The sequence below is a fragment of the Thiobacillus thioparus DSM 505 genome, from assembly GCF_000373385.1.
Classification (GTDB): Bacteria; Pseudomonadota; Gammaproteobacteria; order Burkholderiales; family Thiobacillaceae; genus Thiobacillus; species Thiobacillus thioparus.
The window spans coordinates 724,905-737,884 of record NZ_KB891316.1 but is presented as its reverse complement, the minus strand read 5'-3'; the positions used below and the strand labels follow the sequence as shown (position 1 = coordinate 737,884).

Here is a 12,980-nt window from a genome sequence, read left to right as displayed (position 1 = left end):
TAGAAATGGATCAAGTATTTGCCATGAGCGAAGAAATCCTCGTCAACGTCACGCCACAGGAAATCCGTGTCGCCGTGCTGCACTTGGGCGCGGTACAGGAACTGCACATCGAACGCGCCCAGTGTCGCGGCCTGGTGAGCAACATCTACATGGGACGCGTGGTGCGTGTGCTGCCGGGCATGCAGTCGGCCTTCATCGACATCGGCCTGGAGCGCGCCGCCTTCCTTCATGTGGCTGATATATGGGAAGAGCGTCACAACGGCGAGACGGAACGCCCGATCGAACAGATCCTGCATGAAGGGCAGAGCCTGATGGTGCAGGTGATCAAGGACCCGATCGGCACCAAGGGCGCGCGTTTGTCCACCCAGATCAGCTTCGCCGGCCGTTACCTGGTCTACCTGCCGCAGGAAACCCACATCGGCATCTCGCAGAAGATCGAAGGCGAGGAAGAGCGCGAGCACCTGCGCCAGAAACTGCATCAGTTGATGCCGGAGGACGCCACGGGCGGCTTCATCGTGCGCACCATGGCCGAAACCGCGCAAGACATCGAGATGCAGGCGGACATCGACTACCTGCGGCGGCTGTGGAGCAGCATCCAGTCGCGCGGCAGCTGTGCAGTGCCCTGCCTGCTGTACCAGGATCTCGATCTGTCGCTGCGCGTGCTGCGCGACTTCGTCAACCGCGACACCAGCCGCATCCTGATCGATTCGCGCGAAACCTATCAGCGTATGGCGGAGTTCGCGAAGAACTATACGCATGCGGTGCACGATAAGCTGCAGCACTATGGCGCCGACCGGCCGCTGTTCGACCTGTATGCCATCGAGGACGAGATCGCCAAGGCACTGGGGCGGCGCGTCGACCTGAAATCGGGGGGGTATCTCATCATCGACCAGACCGAGGCGCTGACCACGGTCGACGTCAACACCGGCGGTTTCGTCGGCGCGCGCAATTTCGATGACACCATCTTCAAGACCAACCTCGAGGCCGCGCAGGCCATCGCGCGCCAGCTGCGTTTGAGGAACCTCGGCGGCATCATCATCATCGACTTCATCGACATGGACAACGCCGAGCACCAGGACGCGGTGCTGACCGAGTTGAAGAAAACCCTGGCGCGCGATCCCACCCGGACCACCGTCAGCGGATTCTCCACGCTGGGCTTGGTCGAGATGACGCGCAAACGGACGCGGGAGTCGCTGGCGCATGTGTTGTGCGAACCCTGTCCCACCTGTGCCGGGCGCGGCGAAATCAAGACCGCGCAGACCGTGTGCTACGACGTGCTGCGCGAAATCCTGCGCGAGGCGCGCCAGTTCGGTGCGCGCGAATACCGCATCGTCGCCGCGCAAAGCGTGATCGACCTGTTTCTCGACGAGGAATCCGGCAGCCTCGCCCAGCTCATCGACTTCATCGGCAAGCCGGTGTCGCTGCAGGTCGAGACGACCTATCCGCAGGAGCAGTACGACATCATCCTGCTGTGAAAACCCGGGCGCAACCGACCTACTGGCACCGGGCCTGCACCGAACTCGGCGCAGGCGATCCGGTGATGGCAGGCCTGATCGCGCGCTATCCCGACGCCGTGCTGGGCAACCGCGGTGACCCTTTCCAGACGCTCGCGCGCGCCATCGTCGGCCAGCAGATTTCGGTCAAGGCTGCCGACAGCGTATGGGCGCGTTTTGCCGGATTCGCCCGGCACGTTACCCCTGACCATGTCGCCACGCTGGAGTTGGAGGCACTCGCCGCGTGCGGGCTGTCGCGTCGCAAGGCCGAGTACCTGCGCGACCTCGCTGGACACTTCGTCGATGGCCGCGTCGAGCCGGCACGCTGGAAGAAGATGGACGACGAAGCCGTGATCACCGAGCTCGTCGACGTGCGCGGCATCGGCCGCTGGACGGCGGAAATGTTTCTGATCTTCAGCCTGCGCCGCCCCGACGTGTGGCCGGTCGACGACATCGGCCTGCAGAAAGCCGTCGCGCGGCATTACTTGGATGATGCGCGTCCCTCGCCCCAGGCCTTGCGCGAACATGGTGTGCGCTTCGCGCCCTGGCGTACCGTCGCCACCTGGTATCTGTGGCGCAGTCTCGATCCGGCTGTGGTGCAGTACTGATTGCCTCGCCCGTTCCGGCAAACCGGACTCAGGCGTAAACCTTGAAGCCATAGACCATGGTGAGCAGGCTACCCAGCCCGATCACGGTGCCCTCCAGCCATCTCCGGGGAATGCGGCGTGCCAGGCGTCCTCCCAATATGCCCCCGACTATCGCACCCGCCAGGGTCACCAAAGCTGGAATCCAGACGATCACGCTACTGGCCACCAACAGAACCAGAGATACTGTGGTGATGCCCGTGGCCAGCAGATTCTTCACGCCGTTCAGCTCGTGCGTATCTTCAATGCCGGACAGCGTCAGGGTGGCAAGCAGCAGGATGCCGAGCCCGGCATTGAAATAGCCCCCATAGATGCCGAGTGCGAACGTGAGAAACGTGGCGAGTGCGCCCTTTCCCCCGTGGCGTGTGGAAAAAAGCTGATGGCTGAAGGACAGCATTTGTCCCTTGAAGGCGAAAGCGAGAGTAGCGGACAAGAGGAGCCAGGGGACGGCCTGCATGAAATAGCGATCCGTGCTGTGCACCATCAACCAGCCGCCGAGCGCGCCGCCACACACGGCCGCAGCCATCAGACGAGGCAATTCCTTGCGCCGCTGTCCGAGTTCCTCGCCATAGCTCAGCAAGGCCAAGGCATGGCCCGGCCAGATGGCGAAGGAGTTGGACGCATTGGCCGCTACGGGAGGAACGCCCGCCGCCAGCAAGGCCGGGAAGGTGAAGAAGGTCCCGCCCCCTGCAATGGCATTAGCCGCGCCGCCGAGCGCGCCCGCACCTACCAGCAGAAGCCCCTGCCAGATATCCATCAGGCCGGGGCGCGCAGGGAATCGGGCGGGGTGTCCAGGCGATCAGCCCAGGTAGGCGGCGAGCACGCGCTCGTCCTCGCGCAGGTGAGCGGGGGTTCCTTCGATGGCGATGCGGCCGCGATCCATCACGTAGGCGTAGTCCGCCACTTCGAGGGCGCTCTTGGCGAACTGTTCCACCAGCAACAGGGTGATGCCGGTTTCCTTGAGGCGGCGGATGGTGTGGAACACCTCCTGCACGATGATGGGGGCGAGGCCCATGGAGGGCTCGTCCAGCAGCATGACCTTGGGCTTGGACATCAGGGCGCGGCCGATCGCGAGCATCTGCTGTTCTCCGCCCGACAAGGTGCCGGCCGTCTGCTGGCGCCGCTCCTCGAGACGGGGAAACAGCGCATAGATGTTTTTCAGGTCGGCGACGGCTCGGGCGCGGAAGCCGAAGAACCGGGGCAGGCGGCCATAGGCACCCAGCAGCAGGTTGTCCTCCACCGTCAGGGGGCCGAACACCTTTCGTCCTTCCGGCGAATGCGCCAGCCCGAGGCGGGCGATGTGGGCGGCATCCTGATCCTCGACCGGTCGGCCGTCCAGCAGCACGCGCCCGCGGTTCGGCCGGATCATTCCGGATATCGCCCGCATGGTGGTGGTCTTGCCCGCGCCGTTCGCCCCAATCAGGGCCACCACCGTGCCCGCTTTCACTTCGAGCGACACGCCGACGAGCACCTCGCTCGTCCCGTATCCCGCATGCAGATTCTCGACCGTCAGCACAGCTCCGTCCTTCCCTTCATCCAGCCTGCGCGGGCGCGGCGGCGCCTGCCGGATCGTCCACTACACCCAGATAGGCCTCGATCACCTTGGGATCGCGCTTGACCTGCTCCGCCGTTCCGGCGGCGATGATCTTGCCGCCATCGAGTACCGTCACGATCCCGCACAATTCGCTGATCACGTCCATGTGATGCTCGATCAGGATGATGCTGACGCCGCGTTCATGAATGCGCTTGATGATTTCCATCAGCTTGTTCACATCGGGGTGGGCGAGCCCTGCCGCCGGCTCGTCCAGGATCAGCAGTTCGGGTTTGCGCGCCAGCGCGCGGGCGATTTCCAGGAAGCGCTGGTCACCGTAGGTCAGGTCCTTGGCCAGGCTGCGGGCCTGGTCTCCGAGCCCCACCAGCTCCAGCAAGGCCAGGGCGGCGGCACGGGCGCGTTTTTCCTCGCCCCGGGCCAGCCCCAGCAGGACAAGCGGCAGCGGACTGCGGTAAACGTCCTTGAGCGCGACCATGACGTTGTCCATGGCGCTCAGTTCGCCGAACAGTTGAAGGTTCTGGAAGGTCCGCGCCACGCCTGTCCGTGCCACCTTGAACAGGCTGCCGACGGGGAGGCTCTTGCCCCGCAGCAGCATGTCGCCGCCGGTAGGGACGTAGAGACCGGAAATGACGTTCACCGCAGTGCTCTTGCCGGAACCGTTGGGGCCGATCAGGCCGTGGATTTCGCCGGCCTGCACGGTCATGGACACACCGTCCACGGCCTTGACGCCCCCGAAGTAGCGTTCCAGGCCACGCAATTCCAGAAGCGCGCCGCCGTTCGCGATTCGTTTGGGCAGGACGGTATCCAGCGAGGCCGGCGCCGGCAGGCGAGGCGGCTCGATGTGAAACAGCTTGGCCAGGAAACGGGCGGCGAAACCCATCAGACCCTCCGGCAAACCCACCACCACGGAAAACAGCATCAGCGCAAAAATCGCCTTGCGCCAGTCCTCGGTGTTCTCCACGATCAGGCTGCCCACCATCAGGATTCCCATGGCCACGACGGGCGCAAGGGCCTGGAACGGGCGGGTGGTCTTCTTCAGCAGGCCTTGTCCGCCCGCGGCCAGGGCGATCAGCAGGCCGATCGCGGAAAAGATCTGGAACAGCCCCCGGTTGGACAGCAGATTGGGCAGCAGGGCGATCAGGGAGGCGCCCACCAGCGCGCCCCACAGGCTCTTGCGTCCGCCCAGCACCACACCCAGAAGCAGGATCACCATCAGATCCCAGCCGAAACTCTGAGGCTGGAGATACTGGAAGTTGAAGGCATACAGTCCGCCCGCCAGGCCACCCAACCCGGAAGCAAGGGCAAAGCCGGCCACCTTGTGGCGGTAGGTTCCCACGCCCATGGCATCGGTGGCGATGGGGCTGTCGCGCAGGGCCTCGAAGGCCCGTCCCCACTGCGACGACAGCAGATTGCGCATGGCCATCCAGACCAGGGCGAGCAGCAGCAGGCACAGCCAGAAAAACTCCGGCGCATCCAGGGTCATCCCCAGGAAAGACGGTCGGCTGACCTGCAGGCCCTGGGCGCCCAATGTCAGGCCTTCCCACTCGTTCAGGGTGGTTGCGCTAAGCGCCGAGAAGCTCAGCGTCGCCAGGGCGAACTGCGGACCTTCCAGGCGCAGCGCGGGAAAGGCCAGCAAGGTACCGAAGATGAGTCCCACGACGAGCGCTGTCGCCAGTGCCGCCAGCATGCCAAAGTCGAAATGGGCCACGCTGAGGCCGGCCGCATACGCGCCCAGACCGAGAAAAGCGGCCTGGGCGAGGTTCACCTGACCGAGGTAGCCTACCGTGACGTCGAGACCGATCAACAGGATTCCGTAAATGGCGAGCAGCGTCAGCAAGCCCAGGACATAGCTGTTGTCCACCATCAGGGGTATCGCGGCAAGCAGCGCCAGGGCGGCCAGTTCGGCGCCACGAATCAGAAGCAGGCGTTTCCACATGTCCGCTATACCTTCCGGATGCTGGCCTTGCCGAACACCCCGTTGGGGCGCACGGCCAGCGCAAGAATGAGCAGGATCAGGCCGGGGGCCTCACGCCAGCCGCTGCCGAGATAGAAGCTGGTCAGGCTTTCCAGCGCGCCGAGGAAGAGGCCGACCAGCACGATTCCGAACCCGGAATCGAGGCCTGCCACCACGGCCACCGAGAAGGCCTTGAGGATCAGCACCGAGGCCATGGTTGGTCCCACCGTGGTGATCGGCGCCACCAGGATGCCCGCCAGCGCCGCGACCAGGCCCGACAGGCCGTAGGAGAGTTGGATCGTGCGGGTGGCCGAGATCCCCATCAACTGGGCAGCGTCGCGATCCGCCGATACCGCTTCGAACGCCTTGCCCAGCAAGGTCTTGCGCTTGAACAACTCCACCAGTCCCATGACCGCCAGTACGCCGATGGCCACCGACAGTTCCAGTGGGGTGACGTCGATGCCGAAGAAATGCAGGGGATCGGAAGAGATCGGGGTGGGGAAGGGCCGGTCGTCCCGGCCCCAGATGTTTTCCGCCGCCGAGAAACCCAGCAGGCCCAGGATGATGGTGAGCAGGATCCAGCCCTCGCCCTTCTGCTCCAGCGACAGACGCACCGCGGCCCGCTCGACGAACAGACCCAGTACCGCGCCGAACAGCATGCCTCCCGGGACCACCAGCCAATAGGGCAGGCCGCTGTCGATGAGGCTCAGACTGAAGAAGGCAGACAGCATGACCAGTTCGCCCTGGCCGAAGTTGATGCTTTTGCTGGTGGCGAAGGTCAGCTGGAAGCCGTAGGCGATCAGCGCGTAGACCATGCCCATCAGCGCGCCGCTCACGGCCAGTTGGACGATCAAAAGGGTATACATATCGTGTGTCGTATTGGCTGACGGCAGCCGGGGAGGGAATGCTCCTCCCCCTCTTTATCCTATTTGCCCGCTTCCTTTATCAGGCGCTGGCGATCGGCCTTGTTGGCGAACACCACCCGGCCGTCCTGGACCATTCCCATCACCACCTGGCCGCGACGGAATGCCTCGTGGGTCTGCTCGTTGGCCGGATCCCATTTGCCGTAGGGCTGCTTCCAGGTGGCGATCACGCCTTTGACCGGATCGCGAAGGTCCTCCAGGGCATCCTTGATCTTGTGGGTATCGGTGCTTTGCGCCTGCTTGACAGCGGCAGCGAAGACATAGACGGCGTCATAGCCCTGGGCAGCGGACATCGGAGAAGGGATGCGTGATACGCCATAGGTCTTGTGGTAGCTGTCGATGAAGCTCTTGACCTTGGGTGTGATCGGATCCTCGATGAAGGTCTGCGGCATCAGGGTGCCATTGCCGTTCTTGCCCGCGTTGTCGATGTAGTTGGACATCGAGAGGGTCCAGCCGCCGATCAGGGGTTGCTTCATCCGCAGCTTCGCCATGCCGTTGGACACGGCCGCCAGTTCCGGCCCGATGCCCCAGATCAGGATGCCCTGGGCGCCGCCGAACTTGGCTTTCAGCAACTGGGCGGTCATGTCCTTGTCACCGATGTTGAATTTCTCCGTGGCCACTACCTGTAGCTTGTTGCCCTGCTTCTTGATCTGGTCGAGCAGGTCGTCGCGTCCCGATACACCATAGTTGGTCGAGTCATGCAGGATCGCCACCTTGGTGAGTTTGCGGTTGATCGCGTCTTCCACGACCATGGCGCTCTGAATACCGTCATCGGCCGAGAACCGGAAGATCGACAGGTCCTTCACGCCGGCCTTGCTCCACTGGGTCATGGAGGCGGAACCGGCAGCGGGCGTGATGATCTTGGTGATGCCTTTTTCCTGGAAATACTTGTCCCCAGCCAGGACGACGCCGGTATTCACCGTTCCGATGACGCCCGACAGGTCTCCCATGGATGAGAGTTCCTGGGCGATCAGCGCGCCGCGCTCGTTCTTGCCTTCGTCGTCCCGCTCGACCACTTCGATTTTCATCTTGTTGGCGCCCACCTGAATGCCGCCGGCGCGATTGATTTCATCGATCGCCAGTTTGGCGCCATCCCGCATGGAAACGCCCATCGGTGCAGAGCCGCCGGTGAAGGGGCCGGTCAGGGCAATCTTGACTGTATCCGCGGCGTACGCCTGGAACGTGAACAACCCCATCGCGAGAGCGGCCAATATCGTTTTTTTCATGATCTCAATCTCCGTCCTAAAGTTAAACACCGACCCAGTCCCCGACTTGTGCCGGGGCTGAAAGGATTATAGGTCGAACATCGAAGGAAAACGGGGACGGAATCCTGTGCTAGCGGCTGTGTCGCGCGCTCAAGTGGCATTCCGGCAGATATCAGCAGGCTGGACGCATGCGCGTTACACGTTCGCGCCGATCTCTGCGACCACCGGTGCGTGGTCGGAGGGTCGTTCCAGCTTGCGCATGTCGCGGTCGATCGTGCTTGAGGTGCAGGTGGCTGCCAGAGGCGCGGAAAGCAGGATGTGATCGATGCGCAGGCCGTGGTTGCGGCGGAAGGCCATCATGCGGTAGTCCCACCAGGAAAAACTTTTTTCGGGCTGCTCGAACAGGCGGTAACTGTCCTTGAGACCCAGTTCCAGAAGGGCGCGGAAACGTGCGCGCTCGGGTTCCGATACCAGCACACTGTCTTTCCAGGCTTCGGGGTCGTGCACGTCGCGATCTTCCGGTGCGACGTTGTAATCGCCGAGGACGGCGAGCCTGGGGTGACGCGTCAGTTCGTCTTTCAGCCACGCAGTCAGCGCATCGAACCAGGCGAGCTTGTAGGGGTATTTGTCGGAATCGAGGCTTTGGCCGTTGGGGCAGTACACGCACACCAGGCGGACGCCGTCGACAGTAGCGGCGATCACGCGCTTCTGTTCATCGTCGAACCCGGGGATGCCGGCCTGTACGTCGATTGGCTCAGCGCGACTGAGAATGGCGACGCCGTTGTAGGTCTTTTGTCCGGAAAACACGACGCGGTAGCCCGCCGCAGCGAGGTCAGCGATGGGGAAGGCGTCGTCGGTGAGCTTGGTTTCCTGCAGGCACACCGCGTCGGGCTGACGGGCGGCGAGAAAGTCCAGCAACTGGGGCAGGCGGATCTTGAGGGAGTTGACGTTCCAGGCGGCGATTTTCATATCGCCGAGTGTAGCGCATACGATTCCACATGGGCTTCTACCCATGTGGGCACAAGAGCCCATAGTGGATCGGAGTCCTGTAGGGCAGCCGGCGCCCTGGACGCAAGAAGGTTCAGGGATGGGGCGCGGCGGGTGCAGGCTGTGACGTCGGTGCGGGTGCCGGTGCGGCGACGGTCTCCGGCTTGCTGCCAGAGGGCGCTTTTGGATAGCCCGCACGATCGAGCGCGGCCTGCCACTGCCCGGCTTCGAAACCGTCGATCCGCTCGCTGCCGACGACGAGCACCGGCACGCTCAGGCGGCCGGTGAGCTTTTTCAGTTCGGCCTGGGCTTCGGGGCTGGCTTGCGGATCCTTGCCGCTGAATGGGACCCCGCGCTGGGTGAGCAGTTGGCGTGCCTGGTCGCAGGGAATGCCGCAGGCGCTGGCATACAGCGTGACGGGGTATTTCTCGCGTGCAGTCTTGGCATCGTAGGATTCGCCGATTTCGATGACGTTGCCCTTGAAGGCCTTTTGCTGGGCATTCTTGATGCTAGGCGGGGGCGGCTGGTCGCTATACACCGTGCGACCCTGCGCGTCCTTCCATTGATACAGCTGGGCGGCACCCGCCGACAAACTTGCCGCCGCCAGCCAAATCGCCATCAAGATGGATCCTGCTTTCATGCTGTGCTCCCTTAAGACGTAATCAACCGACTTAACGGACATAAGGGCGCCGAGCTTTACCCGTATATCCAGAAGGGAATCCAAGAGCAGCCCGGGAAAACGAAGGCCGCTTGCACGGCTTTCGCCCCTCGTTCACGTCATGCCGTTGTGCCGCAGCAGGGCGTCGATGGTCGGTTCGCGTCCGCGGAAGGCCTTGAACGACTCGAGTGCCGGGCGCGCACCGCCCTGGGCGAGAATCTCGCTCCAGAAACGGTGGCCGACTTCCGGGTTGAGTACACCGCCGTAGCCCTCAGCCTCGTCCTCGAACAGGGCATAGGCGTCGGCCGACAGCACCTCCGCCCACTTGTAGCTGTAATAGCCGGCCGCGTAGCCGCCGGCGAAGATATGCGAGAAGTTGTTGGGGAAACGGTTGTAGGCTGGCGGGACAATGACCGCGACCTGGCGGCGGATGTCGTTGATCAGGTCCTGCGCAGTGCGGTTGCCATTGGGGTCGAAGTCGTCGTGCAGGTGCATGTCGAAGCTGGCGAACTCGATCTGGCGCAGTGTCTGCAGGCCTGACTGGAAGTTCTTCGCGGCCAGCATCTTGTCGAACAGCGCGCGCGGCAACGGTTCGCCCGTGTCGACGTGCGCGGTCATGTGCTTCAGCACGTCCCATTCCCAGCAGAAGTTTTCCATGAACTGGCTCGGCAGCTCGACCGCGTCCCACTCGACACCGTTGATGCCGGAGACGCCGAGTTCCTCGATCTGCGTCAGCAGGTGGTGCAGGCCGTGGCCGGTCTCGTGGAACAGGGTGATGACCTCGTCGTGAGTGAAGAGGGCAGGTTTGTTGCCCACCGGCCCTGAGAAATTGCAGTTGAGGTAGGTCACCGGCGTCTGGATGCCGTCCGCCGTCTTGCGGCGGGTGATGACGTCGTCCATCCAGGCGCCGCCGCGCTTGGAGGCGCGCGCGTAGAGGTCGAGGTAGAACTGACCGACGCGCTGGCCGCCGTGGTCGGCGAGCGTGTAGAACTTCACGTCAGGGTGCCATACCGGCGCGCTGTCCTCGCGCACGTGCAGGCCGTACAGCGTCTCGATCAGCTTGAACAGGCCGGCCAGCACACGTGGCTCGGGGAAGTATTGCTTCACTTCCTGGTCGGAAAAACTGTAGCGCGCGACGCTCAGCTTTTCCGACACGTAGGTGGTGTCCCAGGCCTGCACGTCTGCGAGGCCCAGTTCGTCGCGGGCGAAGGCCTTGAGTTCGGCGTAATCCTTTTCGGCGTAAGGGCGGGCACGGACGCCGAGTTCGTCAAGGAATTTCAGCACCTCGGCCGGAGTGTCGGCCATCTTGGCTGCCAGCGATACCTCGGCATAACTCCGGAATCCCAGCAGCTGGGCAGCCTCGCGACGCAACCGGAGGATGCCGCCGATCAGCGGGGTGTTGTCGAGCTCGGGCTTGCCGAATTCGGAGGCACGGGTGACGTAGGCGCGGTACACCTGCTCACGCAGGTCACGGTTGTCGGCGTACTGCATCACCGGCAGGTAGGACGGCATGTGCAGGGTGAGCTTGAAGCCGGCCTTGCCGTCGGCCTCGGCCGCTGCTTTCATCATGGCCAGCACGTCGTCCGGCACACCGGCGAGCTGGGCGGCATCGTCGATATACAGCGCGAAGTCGTTGGTGGCGTCGAGCAGGTTCTCCTCGAACTTGGCGGAGAGTTGCGCCAGTTCTTCCTGCACCTGCATGAAGCGGGCCTTCTTGTCGGCCGGCAGTTCGGCGCCACCGAGGCGGAAATCGCGCAGCTCGTTTTCCACGATCTTCTTGCGCGGCGCCGACAGTGCAGCGTAGCCGGGGCTGGCCTTGAGCGCCTTGAATTTGGCGAACAGCGCCTCGTTCTGTCCCAGTTCTGCGTAATAGACGGTGATCTTCGGAAGATTGGCGTTGTAGACCTCGCGCAACTCGGGCGAATCCATCACCGAATGCAGGTGCGATACCTGGCCCCAGGCACGGCCCAGTTTCTCATTGGTGTCGTCGAGCGGTGCGACGAAGGCGTCCCATTCAGCCGGGGTGTCGGCCGCCTCCGCGCGCGCCACGGCCGCGCGGCAATCGGTCAGCAGCTGGTCGATTGCCGGCGTGACGTAGTCGGGTTTGAACTCGGCAAAGCGGGGCAGGCCGGAAAAATCGAGCAGGGGGTTGTTGCCCTTTGGGGTATTCATGGCGATAACCAACAAGGAGGAGAGAGGGGAATTATACTTTCGGGCTGGATACCTGATTTTCAAGCCCGGTTTGAAACCCTATGACTGACGATGTTTATGCCGACAGACTGGCGCCGCATCACGGCGCCACCCCCATGCTTGCCGCCGGCGCCTGGGTCCACCCGCGCGCCACGGTCATCGGCGAGGTCAGCCTGAGGCGGGACGCCTCGGTGTGGCCAGGCGCGGTGATCCGCGGCGACGTCAATTCGATCGCCATCGGCGAGGCGAGCAACATCCAGGACGGTAGCGTGCTGCACGTATCGCACAAGACGCCGCTCAGTCCTGCGGGCGGGCCGCTGGTCGTCGGCGCGCGCGTGACGGTGGGCCACACGGTGATCCTGCATGCCTGTACCATCGAAGACGAATGCCTGATCGGCATGGGGTCGATCATTCTGGACCGCGCAGTGGTGCAGAAACACGTGCTGCTGGGCGCCGGTTCGCTGGTGCCGGAAGGCAAGGTGCTCGAATCCGGCCATCTCTATCTTGGCCGCCCCGCCAAGCTGGTACGCCGGCTCACCGACGAAGAAATTGCCTATTTCGGCTATTCCGCGCAGCACTATGTGGCGCTGGCGCGGTCGTATCAAGACGTTTAATCCCCGGGAATCCGTATGAAACTCGCCAAACCCCTCCTTATCGTCGTGGCCGTGCTCGCCATTGCGGGCGCGCTGGCCTATGCCCTCATCGACAAGCCCACGGCGCCTGCATCCACTTTCACCACGCTGGAAGGCAAGCCCATTACGCTCAACGACCTGCGCGGCAAGATCGTGCTGGTCAACTTCTGGGCGACGTCCTGTCCAGGCTGCGTCAAGGAAATGCCCGATCTGATCGAAACCTACAACCAATACAAGGGGCGCGGCTTCGAAGTCGTCGCGGTGGCGATGAGCTACGATCCGCCGAACTACGTCGCCAATTTCGCGAAGACGCGCCAGTTGCCATTTCCGGTGGCACTCGACGTCAACGGCGAGCATGCCCGCGCATTCGGCAACGTGCAGCTCACGCCCACCAGTTTCATCATCGACAAGGACGGCCACATCCTGGAACAGAAACTGGGCGACCTCGACTTTGCCAAGCTGAAAGCCCTGCTCGACAAGGAGTTGACGTGATCCGGGCGCTTGCTGCAGGCGGCTTGCTACTGATCCTGACCGCGTGCGACACGCTTCCCGCCCAGCCCCACGCCCAAGGGAGCGGGAAACCGGCGCCGGCCGGGCCGCCCCCTCCTCCGATGCCCGATGGCCCCCTCGTCTGTCCGGCCGACGTCAAGCTTTGCCCGGACGGGCGTTACATCAGCCGCAGCCCTGCCAAGGAATGCGAATTCGACGCCTGCTCCGGCGACCCTTCCCACTAAGTTTTCTG

General features: G+C 63.6%; 13 protein-coding genes. 5 read left to right on the top strand and 8 right to left on the bottom strand.

What is annotated here, in order from left to right; translation table 11 throughout:
* The first annotated feature begins 23 nt into the window (after positions 1-23).
* Together rng and B058_RS0103800 are read left to right on the top strand one after the other, a co-directional pair.
* Positions 24-1,475 (top strand): ribonuclease G, encoded by a 1,452-nt coding sequence (gene rng, locus B058_RS0103805; protein WP_018507150.1) that lies wholly within the window; start codon positions 24-26, stop codon positions 1,473-1,475.
* Entirely contained in the window at positions 1,472-2,101 is a 630-nt protein-coding gene (locus B058_RS0103800) for a DNA-3-methyladenine glycosylase family protein (RefSeq protein WP_018507149.1), read from the top strand. Before rng ends, B058_RS0103800 begins: the two co-directional genes overlap by 4 nt.
* 28 nt (positions 2,102-2,129) lie before the next feature.
* Here B058_RS0103800 and B058_RS0103795 read toward each other — a convergent pair whose 3' ends face one another.
* The 8 genes from B058_RS0103795 to B058_RS0103760 all read right to left on the bottom strand — a co-directional run bounded on the left by B058_RS0103795 (position 2,130) and on the right by B058_RS0103760 (position 11,588).
* Positions 2,130-2,894, bottom strand: a complete 765-nt coding sequence (locus B058_RS0103795; RefSeq protein ID WP_018507148.1) for a sulfite exporter TauE/SafE family protein — start codon at positions 2,892-2,894, stop codon at positions 2,130-2,132.
* 42 nt (positions 2,895-2,936) lie between these two features.
* The gene (locus tag B058_RS0103790; RefSeq protein WP_018507147.1) at positions 2,937-3,653 is read right to left on the bottom strand and encodes an ABC transporter ATP-binding protein; all 717 of its coding nucleotides are present in this window, start codon (positions 3,651-3,653) and stop codon (positions 2,937-2,939) included.
* A 16-nt stretch (positions 3,654-3,669) separates the two neighbouring features.
* Positions 3,670-5,625 (bottom strand): branched-chain amino acid ABC transporter ATP-binding protein/permease, encoded by a 1,956-nt coding sequence (locus tag B058_RS0103785; RefSeq protein ID WP_018507146.1) that lies wholly within the window; start codon positions 5,623-5,625, stop codon positions 3,670-3,672.
* Between the two features lie 5 nt (positions 5,626-5,630).
* Positions 5,631-6,509 carry a branched-chain amino acid ABC transporter permease gene (locus B058_RS0103780; RefSeq protein ID WP_018507145.1) on the bottom strand — a complete coding sequence of 293 codons (879 nt, stop codon included), beginning with the start codon at positions 6,507-6,509 and terminating at the stop codon, positions 5,631-5,633.
* A gap of 59 nt (positions 6,510-6,568) precedes the next feature.
* Positions 6,569-7,792 (bottom strand): ABC transporter substrate-binding protein, encoded by a 1,224-nt coding sequence (locus tag B058_RS0103775; RefSeq protein WP_026240613.1) that lies wholly within the window; start codon positions 7,790-7,792, stop codon positions 6,569-6,571.
* A gap of 174 nt (positions 7,793-7,966) precedes the next feature.
* A complete protein-coding gene (gene xth / locus B058_RS0103770; RefSeq protein WP_018507143.1) occupies positions 7,967-8,740 on the bottom strand; it encodes an exodeoxyribonuclease III in 774 nt (257 codons plus the stop codon).
* Positions 8,741-8,852: 112 nt separating this feature from the next.
* Entirely contained in the window at positions 8,853-9,398 is a 546-nt protein-coding gene (locus tag B058_RS0103765) for a glutaredoxin family protein (RefSeq protein ID WP_018507142.1), read from the bottom strand.
* Positions 9,399-9,530: 132 nt separating this feature from the next.
* Positions 9,531-11,588 carry a M3 family metallopeptidase gene (locus B058_RS0103760; protein ID WP_018507141.1) on the bottom strand — a complete coding sequence of 686 codons (2,058 nt, stop codon included), beginning with the start codon at positions 11,586-11,588 and terminating at the stop codon, positions 9,531-9,533.
* 80 nt (positions 11,589-11,668) lie between these two features.
* On the opposite strand from B058_RS0103760, the gene B058_RS0103755 reads away from it, so the two are divergent.
* From B058_RS0103755 to B058_RS17760, 3 genes are read left to right on the top strand one after another with little or no spacing between them, the layout of a single operon-like run.
* Positions 11,669-12,220, top strand: coding sequence for a gamma carbonic anhydrase family protein (locus tag B058_RS0103755; RefSeq protein ID WP_018507140.1), 552 nt, complete (start codon positions 11,669-11,671; stop codon positions 12,218-12,220).
* 15 nt (positions 12,221-12,235) lie between these two features.
* Complete coding sequence (locus B058_RS0103750; protein WP_018507139.1) at positions 12,236-12,730, top strand: peroxiredoxin family protein; 495 nt, start codon at positions 12,236-12,238, stop codon at positions 12,728-12,730.
* Positions 12,727-12,972 carry a hypothetical protein gene (locus B058_RS17760; RefSeq protein WP_018507138.1) on the top strand — a complete coding sequence of 82 codons (246 nt, stop codon included), beginning with the start codon at positions 12,727-12,729 and terminating at the stop codon, positions 12,970-12,972. Before B058_RS0103750 ends, B058_RS17760 begins: the two co-directional genes overlap by 4 nt.
* Positions 12,973-12,980 lie beyond the last annotated feature (8 nt).

Excerpts from the sequence above, each read along its gene's own strand:
- rng (WP_018507150.1), top strand. The coding sequence starts at position 24 with ATGAGCGAAGAAATCCTCGTCAACGTCACGCCACAGGAAATCCGTGTC.
- B058_RS0103795 (WP_018507148.1), bottom strand. The coding sequence starts at position 2,894 with ATGGATATCTGGCAGGGGCTTCTGCTGGTAGGTGCGGGCGCGCTCGGC.
- B058_RS0103785 (WP_018507146.1), bottom strand. The coding sequence starts at position 5,625 with ATGTGGAAACGCCTGCTTCTGATTCGTGGCGCCGAACTGGCCGCCCTG.
- B058_RS0103780 (WP_018507145.1), bottom strand. The coding sequence starts at position 6,509 with ATGTATACCCTTTTGATCGTCCAACTGGCCGTGAGCGGCGCGCTGATG.
- B058_RS0103775 (WP_026240613.1), bottom strand. The coding sequence starts at position 7,792 with ATGAAAAAAACGATATTGGCCGCTCTCGCGATGGGGTTGTTCACGTTC.
- xth (WP_018507143.1), bottom strand. The coding sequence starts at position 8,740 with ATGAAAATCGCCGCCTGGAACGTCAACTCCCTCAAGATCCGCCTGCCC.
- B058_RS0103765 (WP_018507142.1), bottom strand. The coding sequence starts at position 9,398 with ATGAAAGCAGGATCCATCTTGATGGCGATTTGGCTGGCGGCGGCAAGT.
- B058_RS0103760 (WP_018507141.1), bottom strand. The coding sequence starts at position 11,588 with ATGAATACCCCAAAGGGCAACAACCCCCTGCTCGATTTTTCCGGCCTG.
- B058_RS0103755 (WP_018507140.1), top strand. The coding sequence starts at position 11,669 with ATGACTGACGATGTTTATGCCGACAGACTGGCGCCGCATCACGGCGCC.
- B058_RS0103750 (WP_018507139.1), top strand. The coding sequence starts at position 12,236 with ATGAAACTCGCCAAACCCCTCCTTATCGTCGTGGCCGTGCTCGCCATT.